This is a genomic window from Chryseobacterium sp. 'Rf worker isolate 10', assembly GCF_050753305.1.
In the GTDB taxonomy this organism is placed as follows: domain Bacteria; phylum Bacteroidota; class Bacteroidia; order Flavobacteriales; family Weeksellaceae; genus Chryseobacterium.
Genome location: NZ_JBOZOF010000004.1, coordinates 1 through 14,180, shown reverse-complemented (window position 1 = coordinate 14,180; position 14,180 = coordinate 1). Strand labels below are relative to the sequence as shown.

General features: G+C 34.9%; 11 protein-coding genes. 4 read left to right on the top strand and 7 right to left on the bottom strand.

The window, feature by feature from the left end:
- Positions 1-85: 85 nt before the first annotated feature.
- Both LKL37_RS17885 and hutH read right to left on the bottom strand, forming a co-directional pair.
- Positions 86-532, bottom strand: a complete 447-nt coding sequence (locus LKL37_RS17885) for a GNAT family N-acetyltransferase (protein ID WP_431611833.1) — start codon at positions 530-532, stop codon at positions 86-88.
- Between the two features lie 93 nt (positions 533-625).
- A complete protein-coding gene (gene hutH, locus LKL37_RS17880) occupies positions 626-2,113 on the bottom strand; it encodes a histidine ammonia-lyase (RefSeq protein ID WP_431611832.1) in 1,488 nt (495 codons plus the stop codon).
- 136 nt (positions 2,114-2,249) lie between these two features.
- Between hutH and LKL37_RS17875 the strand changes: the two genes are divergently transcribed.
- Both LKL37_RS17875 and uvrC read left to right on the top strand, forming a co-directional pair.
- Complete coding sequence (locus LKL37_RS17875; protein ID WP_431611831.1) at positions 2,250-3,005, top strand: hypothetical protein; 756 nt, start codon at positions 2,250-2,252, stop codon at positions 3,003-3,005.
- 87 nt (positions 3,006-3,092) lie between these two features.
- Positions 3,093-4,886 (top strand): excinuclease ABC subunit UvrC, encoded by a 1,794-nt coding sequence (gene uvrC / locus LKL37_RS17870; RefSeq protein WP_431611830.1) that lies wholly within the window; start codon positions 3,093-3,095, stop codon positions 4,884-4,886.
- Positions 4,887-5,311: 425 nt separating this feature from the next.
- Here the strand turns inward: uvrC and LKL37_RS17865 are convergent, their stop codons facing one another.
- Genes LKL37_RS17865 through LKL37_RS17850 form a run of 4 tightly spaced genes read right to left on the bottom strand, consistent with a single transcriptional unit; the run spans position 5,312 to position 10,964 of the window.
- Positions 5,312-8,179: a T9SS type A sorting domain-containing protein gene (locus LKL37_RS17865; RefSeq protein WP_431611829.1), complete on the bottom strand. Its 2,868-nt coding sequence runs from the start codon at positions 8,177-8,179 to the stop codon at positions 5,312-5,314.
- Between the two features lie 59 nt (positions 8,180-8,238).
- The gene (locus LKL37_RS17860; RefSeq protein WP_431611828.1) at positions 8,239-8,979 is read right to left on the bottom strand and encodes a hypothetical protein; all 741 of its coding nucleotides are present in this window, start codon (positions 8,977-8,979) and stop codon (positions 8,239-8,241) included.
- Positions 8,980-8,989: 10 nt separating this feature from the next.
- Positions 8,990-10,072: a PorV/PorQ family protein gene (locus LKL37_RS17855; RefSeq protein WP_431611827.1), complete on the bottom strand. Its 1,083-nt coding sequence runs from the start codon at positions 10,070-10,072 to the stop codon at positions 8,990-8,992.
- Positions 10,073-10,085: 13 nt separating this feature from the next.
- The gene (locus LKL37_RS17850; RefSeq protein ID WP_431611826.1) at positions 10,086-10,964 is read right to left on the bottom strand and encodes a DMT family transporter; all 879 of its coding nucleotides are present in this window, start codon (positions 10,962-10,964) and stop codon (positions 10,086-10,088) included.
- Between the two features lie 184 nt (positions 10,965-11,148).
- Between LKL37_RS17850 and LKL37_RS17845 the strand changes: the two genes are divergently transcribed.
- On the top strand, positions 11,149-11,655 hold the full coding sequence (locus LKL37_RS17845) for a GNAT family N-acetyltransferase (RefSeq protein WP_431611825.1): 507 nt from the start codon (positions 11,149-11,151) through the stop codon (positions 11,653-11,655).
- A 283-nt stretch (positions 11,656-11,938) separates the two neighbouring features.
- Positions 11,939-13,567 (top strand): acyl-CoA carboxylase subunit beta, encoded by a 1,629-nt coding sequence (locus LKL37_RS17840; RefSeq protein WP_431611824.1) that lies wholly within the window; start codon positions 11,939-11,941, stop codon positions 13,565-13,567.
- A gap of 83 nt (positions 13,568-13,650) precedes the next feature.
- Here the strand turns inward: LKL37_RS17840 and LKL37_RS17835 are convergent, their stop codons facing one another.
- Positions 13,651-13,848 carry a hypothetical protein gene (locus LKL37_RS17835; protein WP_431611823.1) on the bottom strand — a complete coding sequence of 66 codons (198 nt, stop codon included), beginning with the start codon at positions 13,846-13,848 and terminating at the stop codon, positions 13,651-13,653.
- Positions 13,849-14,180: the final 332 nt, after the last annotated feature.

The following is a 14,180-nucleotide window of genomic DNA, read 5'->3' as shown; positions in this document are numbered from 1 at the left end:
TAATTTTGGTTGGAGCCACAATATAACACTTTAACGGGAATTACAAACTTTAAAAAAATGAATTTACCATTACATGAATATTAAATTAAAATACTTTTTCGTAGCACACACTTTGCTCTATTCCAATGTATTGTCCGTAATTGGAAATTCTGTAAAATCCACTTTTCTCATATATTGAGATGGCACTTTTTAAGTCCCTGGAGGTTTCCAATACTGCCTTTTTAAAGTTTAATTCTGCTGCCCAGTTTTCCAATTCTTGTACAATTGCTGAACCCAGTCCTTTTTTCCTAAATTCAGGATTCGTAAACATTCTTTTTATTTCTACAGTATCTTCTGAAAATGGTTTGAATGCTCCACAGGCTGCCGGCATATCATCTATATAAGCTACAACACAGTTTTTGATGGTATCTATTGTATTAAACTGTGCAAAAAAATCATCATTCTCTCCATTATGTTCGGATAAAGTAGCGTCGAGTAATTTTACAAGATTTTGAAAATCTGTATTGGAGGAATTTGTTCTGAGAATGTGCATTTTTATTTGATTTAAAGATTCAAAAATTTAATGATTAAATAATTTGAGGAAAATAAAAAAGCTCCCTTTCGGAAGCCTTTGTTTTATTTTAGATTAATTGACAACAAATTTTCTTTCGTTAATCAATTCTGCAATTGCGAGCATATCTTTACCGATCAGTCTGTCATCTTCAAGTTTAGCAACTTTAGAGCGAAGAATTGTAAAGTTTTCTTCAATTACTTTAGAGCATTTTGCAGGTCTTCTGAATTCCAGCCCCTGAGCAGCAAACATTAACTCAACAGACAGAATATTCACAAGATTTCCAAGAACCTGATTGAATTTTCTTCCTGAAATACTTCCCATAGAGACATGGTCCTCCTGTCCTAAACTTGTAGGAATGGAATCTGCTGATGCAGGGAAACATAATGTTTTGTTCTCTGTCACCAAAGCAGCTGAAGTATACTGAGGAATCATAAATCCTGAATTCAATCCCGAGCTTTCCGTCAATAATCTTGGAAGTCCGTATTTCCCTTCTAATAATAAATAACTTCTTCTGTCTGAAATATTTCCTAGTTCTGCGGCTGCCAGTGTAGCATAGTCTAAAGGCAATGCCATCAGCTGTCCATGGAAATTTCCACCTGAGATCGATTCTTCAGCACTTAATACGATTGGATTATCCGTTACGGAATTCAATTCTGTTTCTGCCATTCCTTTAAGATGCTCAAAAGCATTTCTGCTGGCTCCGTGAACCTGTGGGACGCATCTCATGGAATAAGGATCCTGAACTCTCTCACAATCTTCGTGAGCTTTCATATTTTCTGACCCTTTCAGAAACTTAAGCATTCTTGCCGCTACTTTTTTACTGCCTTCAAAAGGTCTGATCTCATGAAGCTCTTTTTTGAAAGGGCTTTCAGAACCTCTGTATGCTTCAAGACTCATTGCAGCTGTCATATCTGCAAGGTCTAATAAATATTCAAACTTTTCAAGTCCTTTGATGGCGTGAGCAAGGATAAACTGAGTTCCGTTGATTAATCCTAATCCTTCTTTTGGTCCTAAAACTAATGGTTCAAGGTCATGTTTTTTCAAAACGTCTATTGTTTCGGAAACCTGTTCTCCTTCCCAAACCTGTCCTAAACCAAGTAAAGGCAATACCAAATGTGCTAATGGAGCAAGATCTCCTGAAGCTCCTACAGATCCTTGTTCAGGAACTACCGGGATGATATCTTTTTCCAGCATCAGGATCATTCTTTCAATAACTTCCAGAGAAACTCCGGAAAATCCTTTTGAAAGAGCATGAACTTTAGCAATCATCATAATCTTGGAAAACTCTTTATCAATGGGCTTTCCAACTCCTACTGCATGAGAAATAATCAGATTATATTGTAACTGAGCGGTTTCGTCAGCCGATATTTTAGTATCACATAATGGCCCAAATCCTGTGTTGATTCCATATACACATCTGTCGGACTCTACTATTTTCTGTACGTTTTTCTGAGATTTTAAAATTTGTTCCTTTGCGGCTTTGTTCAGCTTCGCTTTATTTGGCTTTTTACAGATTTCCAGAACATCATGGAAAGTAAAAACATCTACTCCGTATATCATTTCTAAAAAATTTTCTTAAAATTACGCATTTAACAATAATTGGAAAAACTAAATTTCAATCTTGTAGATTTTTATAAAAAGAAGTAAATTAATTTATTACTTTTAGCCCCGAAAATTAAAACCAATATACATGAGAATGAAAACTCTACTGCTTGCTTTATGCGTTGCAGGTACTACTGCTTTCGCGCAGAAAGTAAAATACTCCAAAGAAGAAAGAAAAGAAATGAACCGTTATCTGTTTAACGAAGGTTTCAATACGGCAACAGATAAAAAAGTTTCCACCATTATCTTAAAGGATAACACTGAACATCAGGGCTACAGTAAATCTTGGGAAAAACAGAGAGGCCAGATTCTTTCTATTACGATCGAAGATGTAGATACAAAAAAACCTATGAAATTTACTGCGGCAGATATTGCTGAAATGTACTTATATCCTACGGAGACTGAAAAATCTATGAAAGCTGCGAAATTTATTTCAAATATGAGAAATTACAGCACAAAGAAATATGGCAAATCTGTAACTGAAGATGCTGTTCCGTATGAAAATCAGATTGTTTCATTAAAGAATAAGAAGGAACCAAGAGCTTTTTTAATGCAGGTTATCAATCCTGAGTTTAATGAGCTTATTACCGTTTATCATGATCCGTTTGCTTCAGAAACAGCTACTACAGGCTTTGCAGGCGCACCTGCATTTGGCGGGGGTGTTATCAAATCTTATTATGTAAGGAAGGGAGATAAGGTAATGTGGCTTCACAAAGATGATTTTGAAGACAACTATGATTTTTTGTTTGGAGACAACCCGGAATTCATGAAAAAATATCCTAAAAACTCTGTAGAATGGAATTATTTAAGCTTTCTTATCTACCAGTATACTGAAATGAACCACGGATAAAAATAAACTATCAAAATACTGAAACCTGTAGAATCATCTGCAGGTTTTTCTTTTTTTAAATAGGGAAAGTTTCCTTAATTTTGTTGTATGAATCCTTCTTTAGAACTACAGCTCAAAACCTTACCATCCGAACCCGGCGTTTATCGTTATTATGATAAAAACGAACAGCTTTTGTATGTTGGGAAAGCTAAAAATCTGAAAAAGAGGGTTCTCTCCTATTTCAACAAAAACCTTTCCGGATACAGGATCAAAATAATGGTGGGTAAAATCCAAAGGCTGGAAACGACAATTGTAAATAGCGAATATGATGCACTTTTATTGGAAAACAATCTGATTAAAGAACATCAGCCGTTTTATAATGTCATGCTGAAGGATGATAAAACCTATCCATGGATCTGCATCAAAAATGAAGATTTTCCAAGAATTTTCCTGACGAGAAATGTAATTAAAGACGGATCTGAATATTACGGGCCTTATGCCAAAGTACGCCCCGCAAAGATCTTATTGGAGACGATAAAACATATTTATAAGCTCCGAACCTGTAATCTGAATCTTTCTCCATCCAAAATAGCGGACGGAAAGTATAAAGTATGCCTGGAATATCATATCAAAAATTGTGAAGGACCGTGTGAAGATCTTGAAAGCAAGGAAGATTATGATGAAAAAATAGATGCTATCCGTGGAATTATCAAAGGAGATTTCCGCAAAGCTAAAGATTATCTGGTCAATCAGATGATGAAGCTGGCGTCGAATCTTCAGTTTGAAGAAGCTCAGATCATTAAGGAAAGACTGGATATTTTAGAAGACTATCAGGCTAAAAATACGGTAGTTAACCCAAATATTGATGATGTGGATGTTTTCGGAATGACCAGTGATGAAACAGCAGCATATGTCAATTTCTTTAAAATCAGAAACGGAAATATCATCCAGAGTTTTACCACAGAAATCAAAAAGATCTTGGAGGAAACAGATGAAGACATTATGGAGGAAGCTTTGATTGAAATCCGCCAGAAGTTTTCTTCGGATTCTAAAGAAGTTCTTTTACCGTTTCATTTGTCTGTAGAAATTCCTAATGTAAAACTGATTGTTCCTAAAGTAGGAGATAAAAAAAGAATTGTAGAGCTTTCTGAGAAGAATGCTAAAGAATACCGTCTGGAAAAGCTGAAACAGGTTCAAATTGTAGATCCTGAAAGACATGCCAATAGAATTATGGCAGAAATGCAGAAGCTTCTGAGAATGCCTGTGGAGCCAAGACATATCGAAGGTTTTGATAACTCAAATATCCAGGGAACCAATCCTGTGTCTGCTTGTGTTGTTTTCAAAGACGGCAAGCCTAGCAAAGCAGATTACAGAATTTTCCATCCTAAAACTGTAGAAGGACCTAACGATTTTGCGACGATGGAAGAAGTGATCTACCGCCGTTATAAAAGAATGCTTGATGAGGGAGAAAGTCTTCCACAACTTATTCTGATAGACGGAGGAAAGGGACAGCTCTCTTCTGCAGTGAAAAGTCTTAGATTATTGGGACTTTATGGAAAAATTACCATTGTGGGAATCGCCAAAAGGCTGGAAGAGATTTTCTTCCCGGAAGATCCTATTCCTTTGTATCTGGATAAAAAATCGGAAACATTGAAAATCCTTCAGCGAGTACGTGATGAAGCTCACCGATTTGGAGTAAAGCATCACAGAACCAGAAGGAAAAATTCTACTATAAAATCTGAGCTGGAAGAAATTCCGGGGGTTGGAGAGAAAACTATTGAACTGCTTCTGTCTAAATTAAAGTCTGTAAAACGCATCAAAGAAGCCAATCTGGAGACTCTGGAGGAAATTTTAGGGAAAAGTAAGGCTAAAGTGATTTGGGAGTTTTTTAATGCTAATTAGCCGTCTGTGGTATAAGCAGTTAAATTTCCACAAGTAAAAAGGTGGGTTTCATAGGATTTCACAACCATTCCCTATTTCATTAAAAAGGGATAAAAAATCAATAATTTTTCAAAGCAAAAGGAAATACAATAAAAAAACATACAGATTAGTAAATATTTTACTAAATAATAGTATTATTTGTATTTTTTTCATAAATTAGTATTGTCAACTAATACCAACAATACTATGTAAATTATTCACATTTTATAAGTTTTTCACACATTCCTTTTATTCATATAGGAAATTAAGTGATTTTATAAAAACTGTAAGACCATGTTTTTATTAAAGTCACATCATAAACATTTTTTCAAATTTTCGAGGCTATGAAAAACACATCAACATATATATTATAAAAGGCTCTTTTTTTCAAGAGCCTTTTATATTTATTATTTCTTTATGATCTTACCGAGATAATCTCCTTTACTTGTTTTTATCTTCACGAAATATATTCCTGATGAAAGCTCTGCAATCCTGATACTTTCATTATTATAAGTAATATTTTTCACTAACTTTCCGGAAGCATCGAAAATCTTAACTGTTTCAACTTTATTGTTTTCTTTCAATTTTATTGAAAAATATTCTGACGCAGGATTAGGATAAATCTGCAGATCTATATTTCCGTTTTTATTTACGGTCTTAGGGGTTTCACTGGTTGCTAGATAAACCGGCAGCGGATCTGTTGTTTCATACAACTCACTTCCATGTTCTTTCGTAGAAATTGTCAGATATAGTTTTTCTCCGTCAGTTCCTATTTTCTGAATATTTTCATTAGCAAGCAGCTGATTGTCGTCATTGGTAACAAAGATATCTAAAGGAGATACGGATGCTCCGTCACTTTTCCATACTTTCTGGGAATCTCCATTCAGGAAATAAAGATAATTGTTGGTACACATCATATCTTTTACAGAAGAAAAGTTTTGGGATAATTTCGACGTACCATTTGCAGTACCATCTGTTTTCCAAAGCTGTGTACTGTTATTAATGGTGAAAAATAACTGATTTCCACATTTTTTAAACTTAACGTCTCCATAAAAATTTCCTGATAAAATTTCTTCTGTTCCGGCGACCGTTCCGTCTGTAGAATTCAATGCTGAAGAAGGATAGCCGGAAGTAATATAAAGCAGTTTATCATTAAGTATTGCTGTTTCTCTTGAAATACTGGAAGAACCATAAGGCTCAGCATAAGATTTTAATAATACAGCGGATGCCTGGTCTCCATTTGAAGCCCAAAGTTCATTTTGCCCGGAACTGTAATTAGTGGGTGTATTTTCCTGTTGTTTTGTAAAAAACAATTTATTGTTAAAAGCATTTAATACCTTTATATCACCATCTGTTCCATTCTGATAAGAGAATTGAATTGTTTTTAAAGTATTGGCTTCAGTGGCATCTGTTTTCCAAATTCCCAGCTTTCCGTTTTCTTTTGCAATAAAATAAGCGAAGCCGTTCAATACGGCTGTTTTAGAATCAACAGAATAAAGACTTCCCATATTATCAGCAGAAATATCCTTTACCAAAGTAACAGCATTAGCCGTATTATCAACTTTCCAAAGTTCTGTACCAACCAGATTGTTATATCCTGCAAAAAGCAAGGTATTATCATTCAAACTGGTATATATTACTCTACTGGAAATATCCGGAGATGAAATTGATATGGTATTAGCTGCTGTTCCGTCTGTTCTGTAAGCTCCTTCAGCAGTATAAAGATAGTTTCCAACTTTAATGAAATTATCATTGAATCCGGTATACATCCCTACAAATAAGTTCCCTCCAAAGTTAGAGAGTCTTTCCATCTGCTGTGTATTTTTATTTCTTTTATAAATCTGGCTGTTGTACTGTCTGTCTGCAGCAATAAAAATGAGATCATTGTTCAAAGGCTGATAAGCATGAGGATTAGAACTTTCAAGCCTATTGATATCAGAACCAATTGCGACCTCCTGTGTAAGCGGATCAACTGAAAATACTTCTGTACCATATTTTTGAGTATTTCCTGTGAGATAAATCTTAGAATTCAGGTCTATAAAGCTATTATTATAAGGCATTCCTAATCCTGTAATCTCAAAACTCTGAGAAGAATTTCCATTAGTCACCCAATACCTGTTTCCGTAATTGGCCATAGTAAGAATCAAATGCTTACCATCTGAACTTGTCCCATACATTAAAGCATCTGTATGGCTATTGAACAGAACTGTTCCTGCTTCTGTACCATCGGTTTCCCAGATATAATTGCCATATGCAGAATTAACTCCATTAGCCCCGCTTTCAAAATATATTTTGTTATTAAGTTTTGCAAATTTTTCCATCGCCATGGAACTTGTCACTCCGGGCATAAGGTTTTTCAACAAATGAGTTCCTACTGTTGTTCCATCTGAAACCCATGGTTCATACCCATTGACAGCATCAAATCCTGTAAAAACGAAATAGCTGTCTGTTGCTGCTCCGTCAAATAAAGGATTACCTATTGATTTTATTGATACCGTTCCCGCTTCTGTTCCATCTGTCTCATACAATTCATACCCCGCAGTTCCTGTCCCTAAATTAACAACAAAATAGAGTTTATTTTTAAAAGCCAATGCTTTAAAATCTCCATCAATACTTCCATATGTATTAGGAACGATATCCTTTAAAATAGATGTTCCGGCAATAGTCCCGTCTGATTTCCATATCTCTTTTCCGTGTACACCATCATTGGCAGCAATAAACAAGGTATCATTCATCGTATACATTTTCATATTTCCGGAAGAATACTGAAATGTTTTCAGAAGCTGCAGATTGTCTGTAGTTATATTGTAAACCCAAAGTTCATTGTGGTGATAAAAGAAGATATTATTTCCAGCTGCAGCAGCTGTTTCTACAGCAAACTCGAAATTCAGATCTTTTAATTTTGAAGTTCCGGCTGTTGTACCATCAGTTACCCAAAGATGATTGTTGGATGAATTGTTATTCTGAACAGCAATAAAGTATACTTTATTATTCAGCTTCATAAAATTAGGATTTCCGGATAGCCCTACACTGTATGCAGGAAAGATATCCTTTAATAAAGTAGATTTTTGGGTAGCAGGATCAAAACTCCATAGCTCTCTTCCTTCTTCAATAAATCTTGTTGCCGGAAAGATGATACGATCATTTAATTTGATAAAATTGCTAGGATCACTTGAACCGCCGAAATTAAATTCCTGTAATTTGGTGTTCAAAACATTTTGTGCACTCGAAAATACTGACACAGCTGCCAGTATCGAAATATAGATTTTTCTCATTATTAAGAATTTATCCTTAATCCATAGAAATGAATTAAGGATATTTTTAGTTTTTTTGGTTATTTAGCTATAAAAATTTCTTTGGTATATTTTCCGTCTGCCTGCGGAATATCTATTACAATATTTCCGTTTTCAAAATATCCAATGGTAGCGTTTCCGTCAGCCAGTTTTACAATGAAAACAGAATCCTTAGAAGTTGATTTGAAAACCGCAAACGGAACAGAGCTTCCAGATTTAGCCAAAATAAACTGGCTGGGATCAATCTGTATTTTCTGAAGATCCAGTTTCCCGTTCGAGAAATTGCTTGACTCAGGAGTTGCTGTAGATTTTACAGGTTCAGAAGATGAATTCTGAGTAATGGCATTAGTAGTTGCAGCAGGCAATAGTGCAACAGGATTAGAAATCGACACTTTTATTAAAGCTTCTCTCAATGCATCCTGTAATCCTTCTTCAAATTCTTTGATTTTTGAACCACCTTTAGAATCCAAAATCATATTGTTATTACAGTCTTTAAACTGTAGTATGACTTTATTCTTGAATAAGCTTTTATCATTAATGACATCAGCATTAATTACATTACAGAAGTTACTTTTAGCTTCTGGAGGCCAATTGTCTTTAATGACCGGAAGTACTATATATTTTTTTCCTTTTAAAGCTTTAGTGAAAAAGTCTTTCAATCCATAATCTTCCTTAAATGTTTCAAATTTTTCAGGAACTGCAACATATTTGTAGTCTGAAACTTTCTGTGCGAAAATCATTGTTGAGCATACTGCCAACAACAACGTTGATACCTTTTTCATTTTAATTATTTTAATCGTTTCTGAAGGCTCCCATATCCAGCTTCAATGAGAAGAAATTAGAATAGAAATTAGATCCGCCAATCCCTGAATTCGTAATCGCATAATCCAGTGTAAGCCCTCTGTATCTGATTCCAAGACCTGCGCTTGGCTGGAAAGAAACTTTTCTTTTAAGGTCTTCTATATCTGTAATAGACTGGAATCTGTTGATCCCCAATCTCACAAAAATCATTTTCTGATATCCCAATTCAGCTCCTGCGTAAGGACTGATACTGGCAAAATCTGTGGAAATCAATGAAGCTGTTTTAGCAAAATCTACATTGATACCAGCTTCCGGCAATACATACACACTGCTATTGATTTCAAATAATTTACTGGCACCTACATTCAGCTTAGGCATTGTAAGTTCCATTTTATCCTTTGGCGCCGGGTTGAATTCTTCTCCGTTTACAACAGTCGAAAGTTCTTTCTGATTGATTGTCCAGAAGTTTACGGTAGTCGTAATATCTCTCACCATTCCCCCGAATTTCCATCCGTTATCTGCCTTATATATAGCACCAACGTCAAACCCAAAACCATAACCGTTCGCAAATTTACCCACATTTCTGTAGACAATTTTAGCATTCACCCCAACATCCAGTTTAGGATTTCCTCCCGGTCTGAATGCATATGAAAGGATAGCGGCATAATCGGACTGGGAAAATTTGGTGATTTTATCGTAATCGATATTCCCTTCAGAATCGATCATCTGGGTGGTATTCAAAATATTATCTACTCCAAGCCTTACTACGGAAACACCAAAAACACCTTCTTCAAGCACTTTTGCGTATGCCAGGTAGTCATATTTTGCAATAGACTCAAAGTATTCTGCGTGCATTGCTGCCCCCTGCCAGTCTCTTTCAACTGACATTAAACCTGCAGGGTTCCACATAGGAGAATACACATCATCCTGATTGGTAATTACTGCCCCTCCCATTGCAAGTCCTCTTGCTCCGGCTCCGATATTTAAGAATTCATTGGAATATTTCCTGATAATCTGAGATTGAGACAGCCCAAACAGCAGTGAAAATGCAAGTAAAAAATATTTTTTCATCATATAAATTTGATGCTTAGTTTAAGTTTTTAGTTTTTCTGGCTTTTATTAATCCATTTGCAATGATTGCCAGTATCATAACACCTGAAGCGATATAAAATATAGGGCTCATATGTTCTGATTCCCCAAAGATAAAAAAAGCTAGTATAATTCCGTAGACTGGTTCTAAATTAACTGTTAAAATTAAAGTAAAAGGTGATATATATTTCATTAAATTCACCGATTCCAACATAGGAAAAGCGGTAAAAACACTTGCTAACAAGCATATTAACGCCAGATCCCTGTAGTTTATTTCATTCATCTGAAAAATTTGCCCAGAAAGCAGATAAAATAACATTAAAATAAACCAACCACAGAAAATTTCATAAAAAATAATGTTTCCTGAGCTTGTTTTACCAAACATTTTACCGTTAAAAACAGAAAAGATAGTTCCAAATACGGCACACAGGATTCCATAAATAATACCTTCTTTAAAATGAAATTCAGTTTTAAAGATCAATAGTATACAAGCAACGATAACGGTTCCCATTACTACTTCAGAAATATCAATCTTCCTTTTGAAAATAATAGGTTCGAGAATCGAGGCAAAAAGTGTAGATAAGGAAAGACAGCTTAAGGCGATAGAAACATTGGAAACTTTAATAGAATAAAAAAAGCAATACCAATGGAGTGCCATAGCAAAACCTATAGCTGCCAGCTGAAAAAATATTTTTTTGGAAACCTTTATACTATCCTTTTTAAAAACTCTGATGAATACAAAAAGAAAAATGGAAGCAAACAACATTCTGTAAAATACCAGAATCTGTGCATTGGCCTGAATCAATTTTCCTAAAATTGCAGTGAACCCCCACAAAAATACTATTAAGTGCAACCTAAAAAGTGCCAATTTATGCATAACCTATCTGCTTTGAATTTTAAACGTGCAAATTTACAAATACGCTTTTATAAATCTTACAAAAAACATAAATTTGTGTTAATAAAAGGATGATAAAATAAAATTTTTAATAGTTTTCCCTCCAGTTTAAAACCTTTTCTACAAATTTAATAAAAGACCAAAAGATCAAAAAATACATATGAGATTGACTCCGAATATTGAAATCAAAACAGAACATTTAACCTTACAGCCTGTACAAGACTTACATATAGATGATATTCTAGAGCATTTCACAAATGATGTCACCAGATATATGCCTTTTAACCCACAAGGCAAGAGGAAGGATATAATCATCTTTGTTGACGAATCAAAAAAAACTTTGTCACAAAATACAGATCTGGTGATGGTGGCTCTGGATTCTGATAAAGGCTTTGTGGGCTGTTGTGGTATCCATAATATAACAGAGGAATCTGTTGAGCTTGGACTATGGTTAAAAAAGAACTCTCAAGGAAAAGGATTAGGAACCGAAATCATAACAAATCTTATTGAATTCCTGGAAAATAATTTTACTTTTAACTATATTTTATATCCTGTGGATGAAGAAAATATAGCAAGCAAAAAAATTCCGGAAAAACTTGGCTTCATTCCTGTAAAAAAATATAAAAATGACACCACCGATCTCAATATTGTAGAATATAGAAAATATTACTAGCGTTTACAGATTGATCATTAAAAAACCCTGAAAATGTGTTAAACTTTCAGGGCCTTCAAATAATAAACTATTAAAAAAATAAACTAGGAACAGAGTAATTTTCAGAGGTTATCACCCTCCATTACTCTTATGTAAAGTTAGAAAAAATATAAATTATTTGAAAATATTTTTTAGTTAAAAATTTCACAATTTACTAAAAACCAAATAATTAAACATCTGTTTTACTTCCAATTCATATTCCTCATAAAAATAGTATCTTTAAGCGTAAAAAATTGAAAATTTTATGGACATCGAATTCAATAAACGAGAAGATCAGAACAGACTAAAATTATCTGAAATAAATCGCTTACTCACTGAAATCAAAAAAGGAGGTGGTGAGAAGAGGCTTCAAAAGCTTCGTGATGAAGGAAAAATGACAGCAAGAGAAAGAATAGATTATCTTCTCGATAAAGATTCAAATTCCATAGAAGTAGGAGCATTTGCAGGACATGAAATGTATAAAGAGCATGGCGGATGCCCTAGTGGAGGAGTTGTTGTGGTTATTGGCTACGTTTCGGGAAGACAGTGTATTGTTGTTGCCAATGATGCTTCTGTAAAAGCGGGTGCATGGTTTCCTATCACAGGAAAGAAAAACCTGAGAGCACAGGAAATCGCCATGGAAAACAAACTACCAATTATTTATCTGGTAGACTCTGCTGGTGTTTATCTGCCTATGCAAGACGAGATTTTCCCGGATAAAGAGCATTTTGGACGAATTTTCAGAAACAATGCTAAAATGAGCTCTATGGGAATTATCCAAATCTCTGCCGTTATGGGCAGCTGTGTAGCTGGAGGTGCTTATCTGCCTATTATGAGCGATGAAGCTATGATTGTGGATAAAACAGGCTCTATTTTCCTTGCCGGAAGTTATTTGGTAAAGGCAGCGATTGGAGAAAGTATAGATAATGAAACATTAGGTGGAGCTACTACCCACTGTTCTATTTCTGGAGTAACAGATTATAAGGCTAAGGATGATAAAGATGCTTTGAATAGAATCAAGAATATCATGAAATCTATAGGAAGTACTGAAAAAGCAGGCTTTGACAGAATAGAAAGCTTCCCTCCAAAAGAAAATCCTGAAAACATTTTCGGAATTATGCCGGTTTCAAGAGCCGAGCAATATGATACCTATGAAATTATCAAATGTATTGTAGATAACTCCGAATATGAAGAGTATAAGCCAGACTACGGTAAAAGTATCATCTGTGCAACAGCAAGAGTTGATGGCTGGTCTGTAGGAATTGTAGCCAATCAGAGAAAGCTGGTTAAAAGCGGAAAAGGAGAAATGCAGTTTGGTGGAGTAATCTACTCTGACTCTGCGGATAAAGCTACCCGATTCATCGCAAACTGTAATCAAAGAAAAATACCTTTAATTTTCTTGCAGGATGTTACCGGATTCATGGTAGGTTCAAAATCAGAACATGGCGGTATCATTAAAGATGGTGCTAAAATGGTAAATGCTGTTTCTAATTCTGTAGTTCCTAAATTCACCATCATTACAGGAAATTCTTATGGTGCCGGAAATTATGCAATGTGTGGAAAAGCCTATGACCCTAGATTAATTGTCGCCTGGCCTTGGGCAGATTTAGCTGTAATGGGTGGAGCACAAGCTGCAAAAGTATTAGCTCAGATCCAGGAATCTACGTTAAAAAAGCAGGGAAAAGAAATTTCAGAAGAAGAGCACAACGAAATTCTGGATACGATTTCAAAGAAATATCAGCAACAAACTGAGTCTACTTATGCTGCAGCAAGATTGTGGACAGATGCAATCATCAACCCAGCAGATACAAGAAAATGGATCTCTATGGGAATTGAAGCTGCAAATCATTCTCCCATCACTGAAAAATTCAACTTAGGAGTAATACAGGTATGATCATTCATAAATAAGAAAATAAACGCGGCTATTTCAAAGTGAGATAGCCGCGTTCTTATTATTTAAAAGTCTTTATTATTACTTTAAGACTTATATTCTTCTTTACAAAACTCCACAGGCCCACCCAATCTGATACAACACTGATATTTGCTCATACAAATCCCATTAGGCCAGCCCGGAGGATAACACATTCCAAATGCAGGATCATCCGGACATGTAGGTCCCCCACTTCCTTTAAGTGATTTTAAACTCTCTCTTGAAATCTTCACTAGATTTTTCATAGTTATTTAGTTTTAATTGTTTCCTACTCTATTTAAGCTTTTCGGATAACGCTGCCCTAAAATACTATTTTTTCATCAATTGGTGAAATTTAATTAGAATTCAGAAATGATAGATAGAAATGGAAGCGGGAAAATGGAGTCTGGAAGGAAGGAGGAGAGAAAAATAAAAGTTTGTTTGTTGTTAGCAAAGATTACTGATTAAATATTTCCTATCACCTAATCCCTGCTGCTAATAGCTAGCACCTGAATAGCTCCAAAACAAAAAAATCCTTTATCATCAGATAAAGGATTTTTTAAAAATAAAATAAAAACTGGCGGCGGCCTACTCTCCC

What these genes read in the sequence shown, in the direction of transcription:
- LKL37_RS17885 (WP_431611833.1), bottom strand. Translation starts at nt 532, where the DNA reads ATGCACATTCTCAGAACAAATTCCTCCAATACAGATTTTCAAAATCTT.
- hutH (WP_431611832.1), bottom strand. Translation starts at nt 2,113, where the DNA reads ATGATATACGGAGTAGATGTTTTTACTTTCCATGATGTTCTGGAAATC.
- LKL37_RS17875 (WP_431611831.1), top strand. Translation starts at nt 2,250, where the DNA reads ATGAAAACTCTACTGCTTGCTTTATGCGTTGCAGGTACTACTGCTTTC.
- uvrC (WP_431611830.1), top strand. Translation starts at nt 3,093, where the DNA reads ATGAATCCTTCTTTAGAACTACAGCTCAAAACCTTACCATCCGAACCC.
- LKL37_RS17865 (WP_431611829.1), bottom strand. Translation starts at nt 8,179, where the DNA reads ATGAGAAAAATCTATATTTCGATACTGGCAGCTGTGTCAGTATTTTCG.
- LKL37_RS17860 (WP_431611828.1), bottom strand. Translation starts at nt 8,979, where the DNA reads ATGAAAAAGGTATCAACGTTGTTGTTGGCAGTATGCTCAACAATGATT.
- LKL37_RS17855 (WP_431611827.1), bottom strand. Translation starts at nt 10,072, where the DNA reads ATGATGAAAAAATATTTTTTACTTGCATTTTCACTGCTGTTTGGGCTG.
- LKL37_RS17850 (WP_431611826.1), bottom strand. Translation starts at nt 10,964, where the DNA reads ATGCATAAATTGGCACTTTTTAGGTTGCACTTAATAGTATTTTTGTGG.
- LKL37_RS17840 (WP_431611824.1), top strand. Translation starts at nt 11,939, where the DNA reads ATGGACATCGAATTCAATAAACGAGAAGATCAGAACAGACTAAAATTA.
- LKL37_RS17835 (WP_431611823.1), bottom strand. Translation starts at nt 13,848, where the DNA reads ATGAAAAATCTAGTGAAGATTTCAAGAGAGAGTTTAAAATCACTTAAA.